This window comes from Enterococcus casseliflavus (assembly GCF_029215545.1).
GTDB classification, from domain to species: domain Bacteria; phylum Bacillota; class Bacilli; order Lactobacillales; family Enterococcaceae; genus Enterococcus_D; species Enterococcus_D casseliflavus.
This window is the reverse complement of the sequence record NZ_CP119393.1, coordinates 1,068,009-1,090,000: the sequence shown is the minus strand read 5'-3', so window position 1 is coordinate 1,090,000 and position 21,992 is coordinate 1,068,009. Positions and strand designations below refer to the sequence as shown.

Below are 21,992 nucleotides of genomic sequence, written 5' to 3'. Positions count from 1 at the left end.
GGGTATCTAATCCTGTTCGCTCCCCACGCTTTCGAGCCTCAGCGTCAGTTACAGACCAGAGAGCCGCCTTCGCCACTGGTGTTCCTCCATATATCTACGCATTTCACCGCTACACATGGAATTCCACTCTCCTCTTCTGCACTCAAGTCTCCCAGTTTCCAATGACCCTCCCCGGTTGAGCCGGGGGCTTTCACATCAGACTTAAGAAACCGCCTGCGCTCGCTTTACGCCCAATAAATCCGGACAACGCTTGCCACCTACGTATTACCGCGGCTGCTGGCACGTAGTTAGCCGTGGCTTTCTGGTTAGATACCGTCAAGGGATGAACATTTTACTCTCATCCTTGTTCTTCTCTAACAACAGAGTTTTACGATCCGAAAACCTTCTTCACTCACGCGGCGTTGCTCGGTCAGACTTTCGTCCATTGCCGAAGATTCCCTACTGCTGCCTCCCGTAGGAGTCTGGGCCGTGTCTCAGTCCCAGTGTGGCCGATCACCCTCTCAGGTCGGCTATGCATCGTTGCCTTGGTGAGCCGTTACCTCACCAACTAGCTAATGCACCGCGGGTCCATCCATCAGTGACGCAAAAGCGCCTTTCAACTTTCTCCCATGCGGAAAATAGTGTTATACGGTATTAGCACCTGTTTCCAAGTGTTATCCCCTTCTGATGGGCAGGTTACCCACGTGTTACTCACCCGTTCGCCACTCTTTTTCTTTCGGTGGAGCAAGCTCCGGTGAAAGAAAAAGCGTTCGACTTGCATGTATTAGGCACGCCGCCAGCGTTCGTCCTGAGCCAGGATCAAACTCTCATAATGATTTGTTTGAATGACCATACGGTCATTAAGCTCATAAAAATTAACTTTGCTAGCTATTGCTTGCATGTATTTGTTTCAATAAATTGAAACGTCCTACACATTGGTTCGTTTGCTTGCTTTGTTCAGTTTTCAAAGGTCTACCGTGCTGTGTTAGCAACTTTTATATCATATCAGAGCGACGTTTGTTTGTCAACTCTTTTTTGAAAAGTTTTTTTCAAGAAGTTGTTATTTAACTTCTTTCTTAACCTCAGCGACTTTTTTATCTTACCATCTCAACCGTTATATGTCAAACACTTTTTTTAAAAGTTTTTTTGATTTATTAGGTTTTTCAGAGAAGATATTTTTTCGACTTTGTTATAATAACACTTGTAAAATGTTTCGTCAACAACTAATTTCAAAAAAAATCAATCAGTGTTTGTTACAAATGTCTTAACAAGGACAAGTAATAATATAGCAATTCTTAAAGGAAAAATCAACTAAAAAAATAGGCTTTTTGGCAACTATTTTTATAAGCGAATTATTCATTGTTAAACGATTCGAACGTTCGTTTATAAGAAGTATTTCGCGGCTAAATCTATCATTAATGGATAAAAAAAGAGAACTTAAGCTTTTCGCCTAACGTTCTCTTTTCGTCCGATCTTCTGATTGGACGATCGGTATATAGATTCGAAAGATCGTTCCTTGACCGATGACACTCTCTGCTGAAATTTTTCCTTTATAGCTTTCCAATAACTGTTTCGCAATAGAGAGCCCTAGCCCGTTTCCGCCTTTGGTTCTAGCACGGGCTTTATCTACCCGATAGAAACGATTAAAGATCTTGTCGAGGTCTTCTTTGGAGATTCCCTCACCAAAGTCTTGAATGGCAATTTCAAAGGATTGCCGATCCAACGAAATGGATAGATGAACTTCTTTTCGATCAGTGGAATATTTCACTGCATTATCCAAGACAATAATAATGATCTGTTCAAAATGATTGCGATAGATTTTCAACTTCAACTCATGATATAAATCATCATCCAATGTAAAAACAAAATCCGGATACAGTATTTTAAAGTTATTGAAGACTTGATAGACAACTTCTTTTGCATTAGTTGTTTCATTTGCATAATGAACATCCACTTGTTCCGCTCTTGAGAGATCCAACATTTCCTGTACGAGCGTCTTCATCCGACTGATCTCTTGCATACTGGCTGCCAGAGACTCATCCAAAATTTCTGGATCGTCTTTTCCCCAACGCTGCAACAGATTCATATGTCCTTCAATGATCGCCACAGGCGTTCGTAATTCATGAGAAACGTCTTCGACGAATCGCTCTTGCTGTTCAATGTACAGGCGCATGCGATCCAGCATTTCGTTAAAGATATCTGCTAAATCAGAGAGTTCATCGTTGGTATTTAATTCTGGCATATGCACCGTTGACTGTGGGTTTTTCCGAACGGTTTCCATCGTATCTCGCAAGACCTTTAACGGCTGAAGGAAATACGCTGATAAAAAGAACCCAAGCACACTACTAAGAATCAGAGAAACGACTTCTAAGATAATCAAAGTCAGCAGCAGTTTGCTGCGTATTTCGTAAAAAGAAGTCAATTCATAAAACGTTTGTGCATAGCCAATCCGCTCTCTGGTGCCTTTTGAATAGATGGGTTGGATCGAGAGAAAGCCTGTGATACCATCCAGCGTTACGATGGTTGGCGCTTTGCGCTGCGTGTCGATCAGTGCTAAATCATTTTCATGGGTTTTAAACACAAGATCCTCATTCAAATTATAAACAAACAAGCTCAACGGCGCTTGGCCTAATTCCGAAATAAAGGAATCGATTTTCATTAAGTTGCCATCGATCGTTGAAGTGCGATCATAAATGCTCGTCGTCCCCGCATCATTTTTGGTTAAATTACGATACGTCCGAACCAATGTTAGTTCTTGATCCGAATTGGCTAAACGAGAAGCGACCTCTGACATCGTTCGCTCCACATTGTTTTCTTCTTTAGCGACGATCAAATTCACCGATGTTTTATAGGTGATCACAGCAAAGATCGTAAATACGACGAATATAAAGAAAGAACTTGCGAAGGCCCACTTTACAGTTAAAGAAGGCCCCTTCAGTTCTTTTAATTTTTTCATTCTTTTTTTAAGGTTCACGACCGCATCACATAACCTGTACCACGAACGGTTTGGATATAGCTTTCCTCCCCTGGCACATCAATTTTATTTCGTAAGTAGCGGATGTAAACATCGACAACGTTGGTTTCAACTTCTGTCTCATAGCCCCAGACTTTGTTTAATAAAACATCTCTGGCTAAAACGACATTGACGTTTTCCATTAAAGTCAACAATAGCTCATATTCGCGTTTTGTTAGTTCAATGACATCTGTTCCACGTCGAACGACACGGTTTTCTTTTTCAATCGTTAGATCGCGGTAAGTGATCGTGGTTTGTTTTGCGACGTTTTTGTCCCCTTCGATATCGATACGGCGAAGCAACGCACGTAAGCGTGCCAGCAATTCTTCAATTGCAAAAGGCTTCACAATATAATCATCAGCACCATGATCCAAACCTGATACTCGATCAATCACAGAATCTCTCGCGGTCATCATGATGATCGGGGTGTTCTTCGATTGACGCACACGTCGGCAAACTTCTAACCCATTTAGCTCTGGAAGCATTAGATCCAATAAGATTGCATCCCATTCATTATTCAGCGCAGCATCCAGTCCCGTCCGTCCGTTGTAATGAACTTCGGTATTATACCCTTCATGCTTCAATTCTAATTCCACAAATCGAGCTAAGTTCTTTTCATCTTCAATGATTAGAATATTACTCATTATTGATAGCCCCTTTATTGATTATTCTGCCTTTAAAATAGACATTATCTGTCTTATTTTATCATGTATCTAAAAAATAAAAAAGAGATTGACCGAAAGTTCTCACTTTCGGCCTTTCTCTTTTGGATTCTCTTAAAGCTTACGCTTCGTCATACCATGAATAATGGAAAATTCCCTCTTTATCTGTCCGTTCATACGTATGCGCGCCGAAGTAATCCCGTTGTGCTTGGATCAAGTTCGCTGGCAAACGATCAGAACGATACGAATCAAAGTACGCGATCGCAGAGGAGAACGTCGGCACAGGGACACCCGCTTGGACAGCTAGCGCAACTACTTCACGTACAGAAGATTGATAGCGTTTCGTGATGTCTTTGAAGTAATCATCTAATAATAAGTTTTCGATGTCAGCATTCTTGTCATAAGCATCCGTGATTTTTTGTAAAAATTGCGCACGGATGATACAGCCTGCACGCCAAATTTTGGCAATCTCACCAAAAGGAAGATCCCAATCGTACTCTTTTGATGCTGTACGTAATTGCGCGAAACCTTGTGCATAGCTCATGATTTTACTGAAGTATAAGGCTTCACGGATCTTATTGATAAATTCTTCTTTGTTTCCTTCAAAAGCAACCGCTTCTGGTTTCGGTAATACTTTGCTGGCATTGACCCGTTCTTCTTTGTAAGCTGAGATATAGCGAGCAAAAACAGATTCAGTGATCAATGGCAATGGAACACCTAGGTCTAAGGCACTTTGGCTCGTCCATTTCCCAGTTCCTTTATTGCCTGCAGCATCTAAGATGACATCAACGATCGGTTTGCCTGTTCCTTGATCATCTTTACGTGTCAAGATATCCGCTGTGATCTCAATTAGGTAGCTATCCAATTCACCTTTGTTCCATTCGGCAAAGATATCAGCCATTTCATCAACAGATAGACCTAAAATGTTTTGCATCAAGTCATAAGACTCCGCAATCAGCTGCATGTCGCCATACTCGATCCCATTATGAACCATTTTTACGTAATGGCCTGCACCATTTGGTCCAATATAAGTTACACAAGGTGTACCATCTTCAGCTTTTGCTGAAATTTGTTCTAAGATCGGTGCAACCAATTCATATGCTTCTTTTTGTCCACCAGGCATGATCGAAGGACCTTTCAAGGCGCCTTCTTCCCCACCAGAAACACCCGTACCGATAAAGTTGATTCCTGAGTTTGCCAACTCTTCGTTACGACGAACGGTATCTTTAAAGAAGGTATTTCCGCCATCGATCAAAATATCGCCTTTGTCTAGATGAGGCAATAGTTCTTGGATCGTAGCATCCGTCGCAAATCCTGCTTTTACCATTAATAAAATACGACGTGGTTTTTCAATTGATTGGACAAATTCTTCTATCGTATAAGTTGCTTTAAAATTTTTATCTGGATGTTCTTTTACTACTTCTTCTGTCTTTGAACCAGTACGGTTAAATAAGGCAACTGAATAACCGCGGCTTTCGATGTTCAACGCTAAGTTTTTGCCCATAACAGCCATACCGACAACGCCGATTTGTTGTTTTGTCATCTTTCATCCTCCTAAGATTCAATTATCTTTTTCATTATAGCGCAAATGTACCTGCTTTTGAACTATTCTCTTTCGCTGGACAAAAAATATTTCTGAAAAGTTCCATCTTTTCCAAAAAAAAACAAAAAAACCTCAGGCTCCATGGTTAGCCTAAGGTTTTAGAATCCTCTTTCTGAAAAAAAGGAATTATGCTTCTTTTGTTGCTACGTCTTTGCCATCGTAATGACCACAGTTAGAGCAGACATGGTGGCTTTTTTTCATTTCACCACAGTTTGCACATTCGTTCAAACCGTTGATTGTCAATTTGTAATGTGTACGACGTTTTGCTTTCTTCGCTTTCGAAGTTTTTCTAGCTGGTACTGCCATTTTGCTACACCTCCTTGTTAATGAACGCAACCTTGAGGCTGCAATTTATTCCAATCCTACGCGTTATCGTCATCTGATTCATTGAATAATTCGGATAATTTTGCAAGACGAGGATCAACTTGTTGAGCTTGCGCTTCTTTTTGATTTGCAAAGTCTTCTTCTGACAAAACAGCCCAATCGTTGCCAGATGGCATTGCTGAACCTTGTTTTTCTTCTTCTGTCAGGACTTGCAAAGGAATCGCAAGTAATAGGTTATCAGCGACCGATTCATCTAAGCTGATGGTTTGACCTTCAATGATCAAAACTTCTTCTTCGACGATCGTTTCATCGCGACGCTGAAATTGCTCTGGTGTCATGAATTGTTCATCCACTGAAAAATCAAAAGGAATCGCTACAGGTGTCAAAGAACGAGTAGATGGCAATGTCATCGTCGTTTCCACTTGATAGTGCAGCAAGTATCCTTGCTTATCAACACTCATCAGCCCTTTTACTTTTACAGGAGACAAATCAATGATCTGTCCATCGCGTTTTATCAGTTGACTTTTTAGGTCAAGTGTTTCTTCAAACATCAGCGGTGTCTCTTGGTATTTTTTTAATTCCAATAAAGACCATTTCATTTTTATCACCCCTAAGCAACAAAAGCAATTATACAGGGCTTCTGAGGCTTTGTCAATGAAATTTTCTTGACACCTTTTTCATTTTTGATCGTGTCATTTTAATGCCTTTTCTCAAGGGATTTCGACACTCTCAAAAAAACAACAGGAAGCGCACAACGTGCACTTGCCTGTTGCTTGATCAATCGTTAAAAATCATTAGATCGCTGTTGTTTCTCCACGATAAACGATACCGCGACGAGAATCAAGAGTAACCAATTCGCCATCTTTGATGGTTGTTGTTGCGTCTTTGGCACCAACGATCACTGGTAGATCTTTCGCGATTCCGACAACTGCTGCATGAGAAGTCAAGCCGCCATCTTCAACAACTAAAGCTGCTGCTTTTTCGATTGCTGGCATATATTCTTTATCTGTTGTTGGTACAACTAAAATCATGCCATCTTTTGCTTTCGCAATTGCTTCTTCGGCACTGTGAGCGATCACGGCATTGGCAACAACTGATTTTTCACCAATTCCTTGCGCTTCAAGCAATTTTGATCCGATCAATTGGATCTTCATTACGTTGGTTGTTCCGCGTTCACCAACAGGAACACCGGCTGTGATTAAGATTAGATCGCCTTCTTTAGCAAAGCCTAAATCAACTGCTTGTTTTGCTGCTAATTCAAACATTTCATCAGTTGTTGATGGTTTTTCAGCAACGGTTGGGTACACACCCCAGTTAAGCATCAAGCCGCGTTTTGTGCGTTCGTCAAATGTGACAGCTAAAATGTCAGCATCTGGACGATATTTAGAGATCATTTTCGCAGTGTAGCCAGATTCAGTGGCAGCAACGATTGTTTTAACCCCTAAGTTTTTCGCTGCACGCGCAACAGATAAACCGATTGTTTCCGTTACATCTGTTTTATCAAATTGGTTGATTTGGAAAGTGCTGTTTTCTGATAAAGCTTTTTCTGCTTCCACGTCGATACGTGCCATTGTTGCTACTGCTTCAACAGGGTAGTCACCGTTTGCTGACTCACCAGAAAGCATTGTTGCATCAGTACCGTCAAAGACAGCATTGGCAACGTCAGAAGCTTCTGCACGAGTTGGACGTGGGTTTTGTTGCATTGATTCTAACATTTGTGTTGCTGTGATAACTGATTTACCAGCAGCGTTACATTTTTTGATGATGCTCTTTTGAACCATTGGTACTTCTTCAGCAGGGATCTCAACACCCATGTCACCACGGGCAACCATGATACCATCAGAAACTTTGATGATTTCATCGATATTATCGATACCTTCTTGTGATTCGATTTTAGAGAAGATTTGCACATGCGTCATGTCTTTTTCTTCTAAAATTTCACGAATTTCTAAAACGTCTTGCGCTTTACGTACAAATGAAGCGGCAATGAAGTCGATATCGTTATCAAGACCAAAACGGATATCTTCTGCATCTTTTTCAGTAATACCAGGTAAGCTGATTGATACGCCAGGAGCATTGACCCCTTTACGTGATCCTAACATTCCAGCATTTTTAACGACAACCACTAATTCACGGGTTGCTTCGTCTTTTTCTTTGATTTCCATGTCGATCAAGCCATCATCAAACAAGATGTGTCCGCCCACATGAACATCTTCAAATAAACCAGGATAAGTTACAGCAATTTTTTCTTTTGTTCCTTTGTGTTCTGGATCCATTGAAATACGTGTTTCATCGCCAACGTTGAATTGGATGTATCCAGCACGACCAAAGTCTGCTTCTGTCGTATTTTGTACAGTTGTACGGATTTCAGCACCTTTTGTATCTAAAAGGATACCGACATCTTTACCAGTTTTCTTTACGGCTTCACGAACCATTGTCATACGCGCTAATTGTTCTTCATGATCTCCATGAGAGAAGTTAAAGCGGAAGACATTCGCACCGGCTTCAATCAGTTGAGAAATAATTTCCACACTGTTACTTGCTGGTCCTAATGTACTTACGATCTTTGTTTTTTTCATTACTAAACGCTCCTATTCATTTATTTAAAATAGCTAATAAGCTTTTTTTACAAAATTACTGTTGCGTTGCTTAAAAATCTCTTTAGAATGAGATTTCTTTGTTCAAGTTATACAAGCTAAGATCTGGTTTGTGACGATTGTTTTCAAGGGTATCGATGATATCAGAAGCAATCATTTCATTGTTTTCGATACCGATACATAGACCGCCTTTGCCTTGTTGCAATAATTCAACGGCATATGAACCAAATTTACTTGCTAACACACGGTCACGAGCGCTTGGTGAACCACCACGGACAACGTGTCCTAGAATTGATACACGGGTATGGAAATCGCCGTATTCAGAAAGTTTGTCAGCAAAATCATTTCCGCCCATCACACCTTCGGCTAAAACGATCAAGCAATGTTTTTTCCCGCGGTCGCGTCCTTCACGGATACGATCAGCAACAACTTGCATGTCAAAATCATGTTCTGGGATGATGATTTCATCCGCACCACCGGCCACACCTGACCATAAAGCGATATCGCCAGCACCACGACCCATTACTTCGATCACGAATGTGCGGACATGTGATGTCGCTGTATCACGGATACGGTCAATCGATTCCAAGACAGTATTGATCGCTGTATCAAAACCAATCGTGAAATCTGTTCCTGGAATGTCATTATCGATCGTTCCTGGAATCCCGATCGCTGGGAAACCGTGACGAGTAAGTGCCATCGCACCATGGTAAGATCCATCTCCACCAATCACGACTAGCCCTTCGATGCCAAATTTCTTTAATTGTTCGATTCCTTTTAATTGTCCTTCTTGTGTCGCAAATTCTGGATAACGTGCTGAATATAAGAATGTTCCACCACGTTGAATTTTGTCACCAACATCAGCAACATCTAAGCGACGAATGTCGCCTGCGACTAGTCCGGCATAGCCATAGTTGATTCCGTATACTTCAAGTCCGTCAAAAATACCCTTTCTGACAACTGCGCGAATCGCTGCGTTCATTCCTGGTGCATCGCCGCCACTGGTTAGAATTCCAATGCGTTTCATTATTCTTTCACCTCATCAAAAGATTTTGTTTAGGGAAGCCCCTGTTTGCTAGTTTTCAAGTAATAACCACGAGACATATTCTACCATTATTCCATGAAAATGTCTTGAAATAGTGGGAAAAAGTTGAAAAAAGTGTAAGTTGAATTACCGTTTTCGGAAAATTACTTGTAAATTACATTTCCATTTCCTAATAATGCGATCAGTTGTTTGACAAAGTTCGGCTCATCCGTCACCCAGTTTTCTTCTGCTAATAACACTTTTTTGCCACTGCTTTCATAGAACATCACCACTGGAATATTTCCGTGGTGCTGCTTCATTTCCTTCGACAATGCTTGCAGGTGCGACGTTTCAGCTTCAGCAGAAATCTTTAAGTAACAAGTTTGTGACGCAATTTTATTTTGAACGTTTTCTGCTAAGTCTATTTTATCAGCAATGAGTTGGATTTCACCATTGTAACGACTTACCTCGACCTTTCCTTCGATGTAGAGAACAGCATTTTCTTCAATCAAGGAACGTACTTGTCGATAAACGATGGGAAAAATCGTTACTGACACTTCTTTGCTGGCATCTGTTCCTTCGACAAACGCCATTTGTTCGCCCTTTTTCGTTCGAATCTCTCGAATCTTGCGCACATATAAAAGGATACGCACCCGTTCATTCGGAACCAGATCAGCAATATCAGTGATTTGTTTTAATTGGTGCAATTTTTGAAACTGTTCCACGGGATGGCCAGACAAATAAACACCTAAGTATTCTTCTTCCAAAGCCAGTTTTTCTTCTAGTTTGTAATCGGCAACGGCTTCTTCTTTTAATGCCATAGTTTCTAAGAGATCCAAACTGCCGCCACTATAAGTAATGTTTTGGATCTTTCCTTCTAGCTGGATCAGTGCTTGTTTTCGATTGGGGGCGATCCCATCGAATACGCCGATGCTCAAAAGCGGCAATAAATAATCCAATTTTAACCATTTGCTGTTCCGCTGATTCAAGCGAAGCAAAAATTGATCCATAGACGTGAAATTACCATGCTCTTTTCTTTCTGCCAAAATGTCTTGGATCATGTCGCGTCGGATTCCTTTGATACTGTTGAAACCAAAACGAATTTGTTTTTCATTTTGCAGTTGAAAACTAAACCCACTGGCATTGATCGAAGGCGGCAGTACTTCTACGCCATAACGTGCGGCTTCATTTAAATATTCTTTCATTTTGCTGGCGGTGTTGCGTACCGAGTGTAAGATCGAAGCAAAAAATGGTGCAGGATAGTGTACCTTCAGATAGGCCATTTGAAAGCCGATAAAGGAATAGGCAAACGCATGGGATCGATTAAACCCGTAATTGGCGAACCGCTCGATATAATCATAGACCAAATTGGCGGTCTTTTCATCGTACTGATTGGCTAAGGCGCCTTGCACAAAATGACGACGTTCCTCATCCAAGACGTCTTTTTTCTTTTTACTGATTGCTCGACGCAAAATATCTGCTTGTCCTAAGCTGAAACCAGCCATTTTGGAAGCTACCTGCATGATCTGCTCTTGGTAGACAATGATTCCGTAAGTGTTTTGCAAAATCGGAATCAAGCTGTCATCTGGATAAGAGACACGCTCTTGTCCTTTTTTCCGCTTAATAAAGGTATCGATATTTTGCATCGGTCCTGGACGATACAAGGCATTGACTGCGGCAATATCCTCGATGCTTTCTGGTCCTAACTTACGCAGCACATTGCGTATCCCCGCTGATTCAAATTGGAAGATCCCTGCGGTCTCGCCTTTTTGAAACAAGCGCAATGTTGCTGGATCATCAAGAGGAATCTCCTTTTGGGTAACGATTTGTTGGCTGATTCGTTTAATGCCTTTCAAGGTATTATCAATGATCGATAAGTTTCTCAAGCCTAAAAAGTCCATCTTCAATAGGCCGATGGCTTCTACGTCATTCATGGTAAATTGGGTCAGCCAGATCCCATCGCTGCCTTCTTGTAAGGGAACCAGATCAAGCAAATTCTTGTCACTGATCACCACACCAGCGGCATGAGTCGATACGTGACGTGGCAAGCCTTCTAAAATTTTGGCGACTTGAAACATTATTTGGTTTCGCTCATTAAACGACACCAATTCTCGCAGCTGATTGGATTGTTCATAAGCAAGATCTAAGGTCATTTTCAAGGCATTGGGGATGGCTTTTGACCAGCGATTGGCTTCACTTTGCGAAAGACCAAAGACACGAGAAACATCTCGCAGAACCATTTTGGCCGCCATAGTGCCAAACGTCGCAATCTGTGCCATATATTCTTGCCCGTATTTTTGGCGCACATACTGTAAAATCTCGTCTCTGCGATTGTCAGGAATGTCTAAATCAATATCAGGCATCGTGTAACGTTCTGGATTCAAGAATCGTTCAAACAAAAGATCGTATTTGATTGGATCTACGTCGGTGATCGATAAAACATATGCCACCAGTGCTCCAGCAGCCGATCCCCGTCCAGCGCCGGTAACGATCTCTTGTTGGTGGGCAAAGTCCATGACGTCCCAAATAATCAAGAAATAGTCATCAAAGCCCATCTTATGGATGACGGACAACTCATAATCCAAACGCTGTTCGTACGCCGATGTAACGTGGGCAACACGCTGAGGCAGACGCTCAAAACAAATTTTCCGCAAATAGTCCGCAGCACTTTCTTCGGCTGGTAGCGGGTAATGAGGCAACAGCCGCTGATGCAGCGGCAGCTCGACAGCGCATTCAGCTGCAATCCGCTGATTATTCATCAATGCCTGCGACCATTCTTCAAATGCCGCGGTCAGTTGGTCTGCTGGTTGTAGAAAAAGCTGCGCAGCCCCTTGCTCTTTAGCCTGACGAAAGTCTTCAATTTGCGAGCCCTCTTTGATATGCGTCATCACTTTGACTGCAAAGGCTTCTTCTTGTGCTAAAGCCGCGATTGGTTGATACGCACATGGTGCAATGTTTTGCTCGTTAAACCAAGCGATCGTTTCTGGATCTAACCCTTTGCTAGTAATACCTAAAAACAAGCTCTCAGAATCAAATTTATGGCTGATTGCTCGCAGTGCTTCTTGATTGGCTTCTAGATCATCGTGCTGAGAAGGCAGAAATCCCTCGCCTTCAGGCAGCAAACCAAAGAGGTCCTGCAAAGAATCACAAGAAGCCAAATTCAACTGCTCGGTGATCATTTTTTCACTTGATAAACGCATCAAGGTTTGATAGCCCTTGAGGTTTTTTGCAAATACGTACAATGGAAAGGACATTGATCCCTCTCCGAAGGTACAGTCGAACAAAGCGCCAAAAATCGGCTTGATGCCCTGTGCTAGGCATTGCTGATAAAACTCGACCGCGCCATAGAGAACATTATGATCGGTCAGACCCAACGTCTGATAGCCCATCTTTTTGGCTTGCTCTATATAGTGAGGAATTTTGATCGTACTTTGCAGCAACGAATAGGCGCTTAAGGTGGTGAGCTGTGAATACATTGAAATCCCTCCAAAAATGAAAATTCTCTTTCTTTCTGCTAGTAATTAGATTTGAAAAACAAAATGAAAAAGTGAAAATCTTTACAATAAATATTTTTGTGATAAACTAAAGTCGAAATGGAAGATACGCAGAAAAGAGGTGTCGTCATGCGTTACTTAGTCACTTTATTTTGGACTTTTGTATTAGGTCAAGTCGTTGGCTATCTAGGCAGCTCACTTGCTGGAGCAACTTATGATTTTCAATTAACTTCAATCATCTCTTTGGTCACAGGTGTGGTGATCATTCTTGTTGGTATTATCGCACCAGCGCCTGAAAAGACAAGCCATTAAAAAAAAACCAGTTACCTTTATTGTAACTGGTTTTTTTTTCTTTTCAACTATTCACTGATGTCCGTTTTACGCAAGCTTTTACGGAAATTAAATCCTGAGATAAAAATATTGATCAGTACAAACCCGCTAGTTACCCAAAAGACGGCGGGATAACCAAAGCCAGCTGCCACCGTTGAGCCGACCATCGGACCTAACACTTGTCCAAAGTTAGAGAACATTTGGTTGTAGCTGTAGATGCGGCTGACCCCTTCCATCGGGGTGATCTTGCTGATCAGTGTGTTGATCGACGGCATCAACGCACCTGTCGAAAAACCAAGCAAGAAGCGCAGCACGCCCAACTGAAACGGTGTGGAGACAAAGCCCATCGGAATGAAACAGAAAAATGACAGCAATAAACCGCCTAACAATACCTTGTGATTGCCGTAACGATCACCGATTTTGCCTAAAAATGGCGAAGAGATGATTGCCGAAACACCAGCAACAGAGACGATCAATCCGCTGACAAACAAAATATTGCCACTGTTCCCGCTTAGATCACGAATATACAATGTAAGGATCGGGCTGATACTCGTTACACCTAGCTGTAAAATCAGTGACGTAATAAACAAACCGACAAGCAACTGCATATTTTTGATTTGACCAAAAATTTCTTTGATGGACAGCAAATCGCCCTTTTCAACCGGCTCAAAATCTTCTTGAACGAGAAAAATCGTAAGCAAGAGCGTAATTAGCAGCACAACACCAGTAATGATAAAAACATTTTTCATGCCGAACCATTGCGCCAACGCCCCACCCATCGATGGACCGATCAAATTCCCTGCGATGGCTCCTGTAGCCAATGTCCCAAGCGCCCAACCGCTTTTTTCTCGAGGCGCCTGCGAAGCAATCAATGCAGTCGCATTGGGAATATACCCCGATAAAATTCCGGTAAAGAAACGCATGATCAACAACCAATAGACATTCGGTACAAAAGCCAAAGACCCCATCGTCACTGTCATCCCCGCAGCCGCGCGAATCATCATTAAGCGACGACCTTTTTGATCTGCTAGATTTCCCCATACTGGAGCAATGATAGCCGCCGCAAACGCCGTTACTGAGATTGCTAATCCAGAAAACAACTCAATTTGACTCTCTGGAGCGCCTAACTCTTCTATATATAAGGGAATGAATGGCATGACAAGACTAAAACTGGCACCCGTAAAAAAACAACCTACCCATGAAATCAGTAGATTTCGTTTCCAATCAATCTTCATTTACAAACCTTCTTTCACAAATACTATACCGTATCGTGAGTAATAATCAAATAAAAAAATCTTTCTGCAGGTAACATACAGAAAGATTTTCTTCATTAAACTTAACTGATCAAAGCCAAAATGACAAAGTTTAGGATAAACAACGCATTGACGACCCAGATGATCGGAGACACTTCGTTGGCTTTTCCTTTCACTACTTTCACTAATGCGTAGAAAATGAAACCAACAGCGATCCCATTGGAAATACTGTAAGACAAGCCCATAAAAATAGACGCGAAGAAAGCGGGAACTGCTTCTTCTAGATCGGTCCACTTGATGTCTGCAAACGAAGCCATCATCATTACCCCAACTAAGATCAACGCTGGTGCTGTCGCTTGTGCGGGAACGATTGAGATCAGTGGAGAAAAGATACTGCTGATTGCAAAGAGTGCTGCCACTACAACAGAAGTCAAGCCCGTGCGTCCACCAGCACCGATACCAGCTGCTGATTCCACATAAGTCGTTGTATTTGAGGTCCCTACGATGGCACCTACAGAAGTGGCTACGGCATCTGCAAAAAGGGCTTTATCCATCTTCGTGTTCAACCCGTTACTGTTTTCAACCGCTTCTTCATCTTTTTTCGAAAAGATCCCTGTACGACGTCCAGTCCCGATAAAGGTACCGATCGTATCAAAGACATCAGATAAGCTAAACGCTAAAATCGTCATGATTACTTGAGGGATTTTGGCAGAATCACTGAATAGTGAGCCCATTCCTTCAGAGCCAAACGCAGCGCCAAATGTGATGCCTAGTTCGCTGATGGAACTTCCTAATGAGTTCCCGTGCCAATCAATGGCACTTAAATCCACCACACCCATCAAAATACCGATGATCGTCGTTCCTAAAATACCAAAAATAATTGCCCCACGAACATTTTTCACCACTAATAAAGTAGTCACTACTAAACCAATCACTGCTAACAAAACAGGTGCATTATTGAAATTCGCCAAAGCTGGGACGATCCCCCCATTAAAATTGGCACTCACGATCGTCTCACCGTCGACAACTGAACCCGTCACTGCCGCAGTGTCTGCACTGAAGTTTAGCAAGTTGGCATTTTTGATCCCTACATAAGCCACAAAGATCCCGATCCCGCCGCCGATTGCATGCTGCATGCTTTCTGGAATCGCATGGATGATCATTTTTCTGATACGAGTGACCGTGATAAAAATGTTGATCAAGCCGCAGATGAAAACCATCGCTAATGCTTGCTGCCACGTATACCCCAAACCAAAAACGACGGTAAAGGTGAAGAATGCATTAAGGCCCATTCCAGGTGCTTGCGCGTAAGGCACATTTGCAAATAAGCCCATGATCAGGGTACCAATCACTGAAGCGATGATCGTTGCTAAGAAAACAGCTTGAAACGGCATGCCTGCAGCAGATAAAATCGTCGGATTCACAAACAAAATATAACTCATCGCGAAGAAGGTGGTGACCCCAGCCATCACTTCTGTGGAAACCGTCGTTTTATTCTCCTTTAATTTGAAAAACTTTTCCATGTTATGTTTCACTCCTGAACTTTAATCGTTTCTATGAAAAGAAAAAATGAATAATTGCGCTTTTCATCGAACAATTACAAATTATAAGGGAATAATTTTCGCTTTTCAAACCTTTTTCCGAATAAAACTAACCAAAAACGTTTAATGTTCGTGTTTTGCTTTGTAAATATTATGAAAACTTATCGAAAACTTACTTGTATTGTGAAATGACAGAAATATGTTACACTTAAGCCACTACCATAAGAGAATGGAGCGAGTCTTTTGAAACCAAAAATCATCGCCATTGATTTAGATGGCACAACCTTAAATACTGAATCCCAACTTTCCCCTCGCACACGTGAGGTACTGGTTCGCGCCACCAAAGCGGGACACTTTGTTACCATCGCTACAGGAAGACCTTTTCGTATGAGCGATCAATTCTATAAAGAATTGGCGCTCACAACACCAATGGTCAATTTTAACGGTGGGTTAGTCCATAAACCTCGACAAGTCTGGGCAAATGAAATGGAGCACTCGATCTCTCGAGAAATTGCGTTTGAGCTCATGGCGCAAAAAGAGCAGCTGGGGCTGACGTTTGTGGCAGCAGAAAATCGCGAAACCTTTTTCATCGATGACCTAAGCGGATTTGATCAGCACTTTTTCTTTTCGGGCAATGCTTCCGAAAAAAATCTATTAGCAAATTTAAAAACGGACCCCACTTCATTACTGGTGAAAACCGAAAATGAATTAGCAGAATCTGTTTCTTTACGTATCAAGGATCAATTCGACGATGCGGTCGATGTTCGAACATGGGGCGGACCTCAAGCTATCTTAGAGATCGTACCAAAAGGGGTCCATAAAGCACTTGGTCTTTCGGTGATCGCGGATTCTTTGTCTTTGGATCGACAAGATATCATCGCTTTTGGTGATGAACACAACGATTTGGAGATGCTGGATTATGCGGGTTGGGGCGTTGCCATGGCGAATGGCACGCAACAATTAAAATCGATCGCCAATGATGTTACCGACAAAACCAATGCGGAAGATGGCATGGTCGATTACTTGGAAAAATATTTAGGTCTATAAAAAAAGCCGATGCGGGATGTCCGCATCAGCTTTTTTTCTGCCATATTCAAATCAAAGTGTTTCATAAACGATTTCTTTGGCTTCTGGAATCGATTCATCAATAAAGAATACTTTATACCAGGTCAAGAACGTAAAGATCGTCCAGATTTTTCGCTGAAGATTCGGTTTTCCTTGGCGATGGTCTTCAAGCATTTGTAAAATGGCTGTTTGATCGAAGAAGGTTGCCGCAAAGTCTGACTCAAAAAGGCTCTTGACTGCTTCATATCCTGTTCCTTCTTTCAGCCATGCCTTGATAGGTACAGGAAAACCGAGTTTTTCACGGTTTGCCCACTCTTTTGGCAAATGACGGTTTGACGCTTGTCGAAACACATCTTTGGTGTTGTTTTGATTGATCAAATATTTCGTCGGGATTGTTTGCGACAGCTTTTGCATCTCAATATCCAATAAAGGAACGCGTAATTCCAAGGAACTCGCCATGGACATTTTGTCTGCTTTTAACAAGATATCCTTTGGCATCCACTGATGAAGATCCAAATATTGCATCTTATTGACCTCGTCTTTGAGACCATTGACTTTCTCATAATGAGGCGCAACGATTTCAGCAACAGAGGGTCCTTTTTGATAGGTTGGTTTTAAAAGCTGCAGTGCTTCCTCTTCTTCAAAGACCAGTGCTTGCCCGATAAAGAAGTCTTGGGCAGGTGCCGTTGCTTCATAAAGATGGATTCGACCATGGAAGTTTTTCATTTTGCCGATTTGACGTCCCAAACGAAAGCGGATGTTTTGTGGCAATTTTTTCAACCCTTGGGCAAAAACGCGCACCGCTTTAGAGTTTGTGTGGAAGCCATAAGCAGCATAACCGGCAAATAATTCATCTGCCCCTTCCCCAGATTGAACGACTCGCACTTGCTGTGCTGCCAGATTGGCTAAAAAGTACAAAGGGACACAGCTTGGGTTAGAATCTGGTTCGTCCAAGTGATACTGAATCAACGGGAATGCCTCAAAGGACATTTCACCATCGATGACCGCTGCTGTGTTGTTCAAACCAAGTTTTTCCGTCAATTTGCGGGCCTCGATCGCTTCGTTGTAGGTTTTGTCATCGAACCCGATTGAAAACGAGCGATCTGGTCGCAAGACAGAAGCTACGTAACTTGAATCGACACCACTGGATAAAAATGAGCCGACTTCAACATCACTGATTTGATGAGCGGCAATTGATTCTTGGACTGCTTGATCGATTTTGTCGACCCATTCTTCTCTTGAATGATTTTCTTTCACTGAAAAATCTGCATCCCAATACTGCTTGATCGTCAATCCCTGTTCATTAAACAAATAATAATGCCCTTCTTGCAAACGATGAACGCCTTTAAAGAAGGTTTCTCCGTTCAAAGGCGAGTATTGAAACGTCAAATAAGGTTTCAACGCCTCTTGGTTCAACTCTTTCTTGAAATCTGGATGAGGCAAAAAGCTCTTGATTTCAGAACCAAACATAAAACTGCCATTCATTTGCGCATAGTAATATGGTTTGATCCCAAAGTGATCCCGTGCGCCGAAAAGCTCTTGTTTTTGAGTATCCCAGATGGCAAAAGCAAACATTCCCCGCAGGCGCTGCAAAACATCAATGCCCCACTCCTCATAGCCATGTAAGACTACTTCGGTATCCGCATGGGTAGAAAAAACATGACCCGCTTGGATCAATTCTTCCCGCAACACTTGAAAATTATAGATTTCCCCATTAAAAATAATGACTTTTGTTCGATCCTCGTTAAAAATCGGTTGTGAGCCACCTTCTAAGTCGATGATCGATAAACGACGAAACCCTAACGCTACTTGGTCGTCGGTAAATTTTCCTGAACTGTTTGGTCCGCGATGAACGATCCGGTCCATCATGCGTTCAATAATGATTTCTTTTTGGTCTTTTGAATTGACAAAGCCGACAATTCCGCACATATTTTCACATCCGTTTTCATAATCCATTTTCATTTTTCTAAAGTAAATCATACCATAGAATTCAAGAGATACGATCTCTTTTCCAAAAAAATACAATCAATATATTTTTGCACAAAACATAATTTGGAGATAAACCTTATGATATCAAGGTTTCTAACCAACTCATACTCTCAATCTTACAAATTTGTTATCTAAGAAAATAGCTATCCTCAAAATTCTTAAGAAATTTTTTATGAATTCTATTTTTCTGAAAATATACAAAGATACTTTTCCCGAATTTACTGACTCCAGGAAACTTCTTTTGCTGCCATTCTCAGGCATTGATTTCTTGAAAAGGATCAGTCAGATTCGTTCGTTTGATAGTTTTATTGGACGAATGTGAAAAAAAGTGTTATTCTAACTATGGAATTTCGTTATCAACTAACCGTTGCCTTTCAATGACAAGTTTTAAGAAAGGAGAATGACTATGACATTCTATAACACAGATCTACAATATCGTGTAACTCTGGATACCAAATTGAATTTATTTATCGTTTTCGATAAAAAAGATGCGAATCATTTTGCGACTGGAATTACGATCGAGCAAGCTGTACAAGAATTGAAAAAAACTGCATAAGGAGTTTATCCAAATGAAGGATACCGATTCGTACTGAAAGCACCTCGCTAAGGAAAAAATTAGCTAGGTGCTTTCTTGTTTTTTGGCTCGCTTTTGTCTTTTGCAGTATCCGCTTTTTGCTTCTGTCCACTTTGCTGTTCATCTAGCTGTAAGATTTCATCAACAGATCCTTGCGTAATAAATTTGCTCAATCCCTGTGCCGCAACTTTTGTGTAACGCATAAAATAATCTTTTTCTTGAAAATCCATCTTCTTCCCTCCTACTGATACAACCATACTTTCATTTCGTTTACTAGCGATTTTACCAGTAATTCTTGAGCGTCACTTCTTTAATACATATGAATGATCCATTAATAGCATACACGTTACATTTGTCAAATCATTCTTTTCCTCTATTCATGAAAAGACAAATCTGTTTTCTGATTCCAGACATAGTACTATTAACTTTAGGAAACTGTTTTATTAGGGGGGATGCTTATGGCTACATTTTTCGCTGGTTTGTTTTTTATCGGTTTGATCGGTTTCATTTTTGGCATTATCTTATTTTATATTGGGTTGATAACTCAAAAAAACAAACGAGATCGAAATGTTTTTCTCATTGTCGCTTCCGCCTTTATTGTCTTGTTTTCGTATGGTGGCTTGTCCTTCTACCAAGATGTGACGTCTTTCGATAGCATCACTGCGCAATTCAGCCTTTCTTTACGTAACGAAGCAAGGAAAAATGAATCCTTTGGCGATGCCACTGCTTCCATGGAACAACCACAAGGAGAACAAACAGCTGGCAACAACGAAGCAAGCAGCGCGCAACAAGAAGAACCCGCAAACAACGAGCAACATACACCTCAACTTTCTCGTGAAGAAAGAAATGCACTGAATCGTGCAGAAAGATACTTATCCAGCAATGCGTTTTCTCAGTCGAGCTTGAAACGTCAACTACTCTATGAAGATTTTTCTGAGAGCGCAGCAGACTTTGCCGTAGCCACCGTGGATGCCGATTGGAACGAGCAAGCTTTGAAAAAAGCAATTCGCTACTCGCAAAATTTATCCTTATCAGATGAGCGTGTGGCGAGCCAACTTTCCTTTGAAGGCTTTACTTCTGAACAAATTGAATACGCCTTAGCGCGTTTGCCCGATTGATTCTTTTCGTTTGTTGCCGCACCACAAGAAAAAAGGGTCCAGCGAATTGGCGTACATTTCTGTTGATTTCCCGATTGAGTGTAAGCTGAGGGTTTTTCAGATGGTCATCGAGCAAACTCGGCAGTCAGTTAGCTTCTCGGCCCATTTTTCTGCCCACAACAAACAAAAAAGCCTATCTCGAAAGATAGGCTAAACGCTCCAAAGCGTTGATATAAGGAGAGTACAAGCCTAAAACCCCCATTAGAAACATTGATTTATAAGCTATTTTTCAGAGTTAATGCAAAATTGATGCAAAATAAATTTTCTTAGTGATAACTGTTTTTTTCACATTATTATTAGTCACTCTTTACATAAAGAACATTCGTTCGTATAATTCTTGCAAGGAGTGATTGATATGCAAATACCTTTAGCAAATAAACGGACATATGCTTTCGAACGATACTACTATGAGTTTATAGAAAGAATGGGCCCAGCGCACTTGCTATATGAACATTTTGCTAAAACTATGCAAAATTTTGGTAAGCCGTACTTTACCGTCCCCGTCAGTTATAGCGGATATTCGGAAGAACTGGCGTTTGTATTCAAGATCGATGGCGAAGATTATTTATTCGATCATGTTAGGACACAAGACAAGATACTTCGAAGATATGATTCTAGTATTAAGTATAAGCCCGGAGGTAACTGATATGAATGTAATCAGCCAATACGAGCAAGGATATTTATCCTATTCCGAGTTTATAAATGAATTCCCAGAAAGTATTTCTGAATCACAGGAAGCTTTATACGGCGCAAGATGTATTGAATTTTATGTCGCTGTCACTTTAGGTAAAACGGATTGTCGTTATTATGTACAAGCTTACGGAGGCGATTGTTATGAAATCGAGGAAAGGTGTAGTTTCAAAGATACGTGTGTTGAAGATGAGCAAAACCCCTTTGGTGCGATTCTCGCTTAATGGAGTGAACTGTTTGATTGCTGCGCATAGTTTAAGCTTCTTAGCCGATGTGGATGAAGGGATGCGGATTGTCGTTGGTGGTGAGTACAACGACTGCAAACAGTTTGTTGTGAAGAAATACGGAGTAATTGGTAAGACTAAGATTATGATTGAGTTTGAATCAATGAAAAAATCCCCCTACTCTAATTGAGTAAGGAGTTTCTCTATTGTGTTATGAATTTACAATTATAATATGCTGAAAAGCTTAAAAGTATTTTAGACGATATTCTAAACAAGAATATCTATTAAATAATAATCATGATAAAATATAGAAATCGAGGAGCATATAGGTACACTTCCCCAAGCATTACCGCCTAATACTCCTCGTATAGTATTGCACGCACCTACTAATCTATAGGATAAACTTAGTTACTGCAAGTAAAATGAATAGGATTTATGCAAACGCCCGCGTAGCGGACTATTTTATTTTTCTT

19 protein-coding genes and 1 rRNA gene (1 of these 20 only partly in view) are annotated in these 21,992 nt (G+C 41.2%); 7 read left to right on the top strand and 13 right to left on the bottom strand.

All coding sequences use genetic code 11. The features are described from left to right. The 9 genes from P0G38_RS05290 to dnaE form a co-directional block, all read right to left on the bottom strand. Nucleotides 1–814: ribosomal RNA gene (locus P0G38_RS05290) — 16S ribosomal RNA — on the bottom strand; it reaches 745 nt to the left of the window's first position. A gap of 615 nt (nt 815–1,429) precedes the next feature. After that, nucleotides 1,430–2,935, bottom strand: a complete 1,506-nt coding sequence (locus tag P0G38_RS05285; RefSeq protein ID WP_034696083.1) for a HAMP domain-containing sensor histidine kinase — start codon at nt 2,933–2,935, stop codon at nt 1,430–1,432. A gap of 14 nt (nt 2,936–2,949) precedes the next feature. Next, nucleotides 2,950–3,636, bottom strand: coding sequence for a response regulator transcription factor (locus P0G38_RS05280; RefSeq protein WP_005229193.1), 687 nt, complete (start codon nt 3,634–3,636; stop codon nt 2,950–2,952). Nucleotides 3,637–3,775: 139 nt separating this feature from the next. Then, entirely contained in the window at nt 3,776–5,197 is a 1,422-nt protein-coding gene (gndA, locus tag P0G38_RS05275; protein WP_005229192.1) for an NADP-dependent phosphogluconate dehydrogenase, read from the bottom strand. A gap of 186 nt (nt 5,198–5,383) precedes the next feature. Then, nucleotides 5,384–5,563 (bottom strand): 50S ribosomal protein L32, encoded by a 180-nt coding sequence (rpmF, locus tag P0G38_RS05270; protein ID WP_005229191.1) that lies wholly within the window; start codon nt 5,561–5,563, stop codon nt 5,384–5,386. Nucleotides 5,564–5,619: 56 nt separating this feature from the next. Further along, the gene (locus P0G38_RS05265; RefSeq protein WP_010749661.1) at nt 5,620–6,180 is read right to left on the bottom strand and encodes a YceD family protein; all 561 of its coding nucleotides are present in this window, start codon (nt 6,178–6,180) and stop codon (nt 5,620–5,622) included. Between the two features lie 195 nt (nt 6,181–6,375). Further along, a complete protein-coding gene (pyk, locus tag P0G38_RS05260; RefSeq protein WP_005229179.1) occupies nt 6,376–8,160 on the bottom strand; it encodes a pyruvate kinase in 1,785 nt (594 codons plus the stop codon). An 82-nt stretch (nt 8,161–8,242) separates the two neighbouring features. Next, the gene (pfkA, locus tag P0G38_RS05255) at nt 8,243–9,205 is read right to left on the bottom strand and encodes a 6-phosphofructokinase (protein WP_005229169.1); all 963 of its coding nucleotides are present in this window, start codon (nt 9,203–9,205) and stop codon (nt 8,243–8,245) included. 161 nt (nt 9,206–9,366) lie between these two features. Then, the gene (gene dnaE / locus P0G38_RS05250) at nt 9,367–12,678 is read right to left on the bottom strand and encodes a DNA polymerase III subunit alpha (protein ID WP_074535991.1); all 3,312 of its coding nucleotides are present in this window, start codon (nt 12,676–12,678) and stop codon (nt 9,367–9,369) included. Nucleotides 12,679–12,825: 147 nt separating this feature from the next. On the opposite strand from dnaE, the gene P0G38_RS05245 reads away from it, so the two are divergent. Continuing rightward, complete coding sequence (locus tag P0G38_RS05245; RefSeq protein ID WP_008377814.1) at nt 12,826–13,008, top strand: YjzD family protein; 183 nt, start codon at nt 12,826–12,828, stop codon at nt 13,006–13,008. Nucleotides 13,009–13,055: 47 nt separating this feature from the next. On the opposite strand, the gene P0G38_RS05240 is transcribed toward P0G38_RS05245, so the two are convergent. Together P0G38_RS05240 and P0G38_RS05235 are read right to left on the bottom strand one after the other, a co-directional pair. Beyond that, complete coding sequence (locus tag P0G38_RS05240) at nt 13,056–14,261, bottom strand: multidrug efflux MFS transporter (protein WP_005231893.1); 1,206 nt, start codon at nt 14,259–14,261, stop codon at nt 13,056–13,058. A gap of 101 nt (nt 14,262–14,362) precedes the next feature. Continuing rightward, a complete protein-coding gene (locus P0G38_RS05235; protein WP_005237180.1) occupies nt 14,363–15,802 on the bottom strand; it encodes an NCS2 family permease in 1,440 nt (479 codons plus the stop codon). 261 nt (nt 15,803–16,063) lie between these two features. On the opposite strand from P0G38_RS05235, the gene P0G38_RS05230 reads away from it, so the two are divergent. Then, entirely contained in the window at nt 16,064–16,867 is an 804-nt protein-coding gene (locus tag P0G38_RS05230; protein ID WP_005229159.1) for a Cof-type HAD-IIB family hydrolase, read from the top strand. A 51-nt stretch (nt 16,868–16,918) separates the two neighbouring features. On the opposite strand, the gene asnB is transcribed toward P0G38_RS05230, so the two are convergent. After that, nucleotides 16,919–18,814, bottom strand: a complete 1,896-nt coding sequence (gene asnB / locus P0G38_RS05225; RefSeq protein ID WP_010749664.1) for an asparagine synthase (glutamine-hydrolyzing) — start codon at nt 18,812–18,814, stop codon at nt 16,919–16,921. 466 nt (nt 18,815–19,280) lie between these two features. On the opposite strand from asnB, the gene P0G38_RS05220 reads away from it, so the two are divergent. Then, nucleotides 19,281–19,430: a hypothetical protein gene (locus P0G38_RS05220; RefSeq protein ID WP_005229155.1), complete on the top strand. Its 150-nt coding sequence runs from the start codon at nt 19,281–19,283 to the stop codon at nt 19,428–19,430. A gap of 59 nt (nt 19,431–19,489) precedes the next feature. Here P0G38_RS05220 and P0G38_RS05215 read toward each other — a convergent pair whose 3' ends face one another. Next, nucleotides 19,490–19,678, bottom strand: a complete 189-nt coding sequence (locus tag P0G38_RS05215; RefSeq protein ID WP_074535993.1) for a hypothetical protein — start codon at nt 19,676–19,678, stop codon at nt 19,490–19,492. Nucleotides 19,679–19,906: 228 nt separating this feature from the next. Between P0G38_RS05215 and P0G38_RS05210 the strand changes: the two genes are divergently transcribed. The 4 genes from P0G38_RS05210 (at nt 19,907) to P0G38_RS05195 (ending at nt 21,709) form a co-directional block, all read left to right on the top strand. Continuing rightward, the gene (locus P0G38_RS05210; RefSeq protein ID WP_074535995.1) at nt 19,907–20,566 is read left to right on the top strand and encodes an Ltp family lipoprotein; all 660 of its coding nucleotides are present in this window, start codon (nt 19,907–19,909) and stop codon (nt 20,564–20,566) included. Between the two features lie 394 nt (nt 20,567–20,960). After that, the gene (locus P0G38_RS05205) at nt 20,961–21,251 is read left to right on the top strand and encodes a DUF5960 family protein (protein WP_275854261.1); all 291 of its coding nucleotides are present in this window, start codon (nt 20,961–20,963) and stop codon (nt 21,249–21,251) included. 1 nt (nt 21,252) lies between these two features. Further along, nucleotides 21,253–21,519 carry a hypothetical protein gene (locus tag P0G38_RS05200; protein ID WP_275854259.1) on the top strand — a complete coding sequence of 89 codons (267 nt, stop codon included), beginning with the start codon at nt 21,253–21,255 and terminating at the stop codon, nt 21,517–21,519. Beyond that, nucleotides 21,440–21,709: a hypothetical protein gene (locus P0G38_RS05195; RefSeq protein WP_275854256.1), complete on the top strand. Its 270-nt coding sequence runs from the start codon at nt 21,440–21,442 to the stop codon at nt 21,707–21,709. Before P0G38_RS05200 ends, P0G38_RS05195 begins: the two co-directional genes overlap by 80 nt. Nucleotides 21,710–21,992 lie beyond the last annotated feature (283 nt).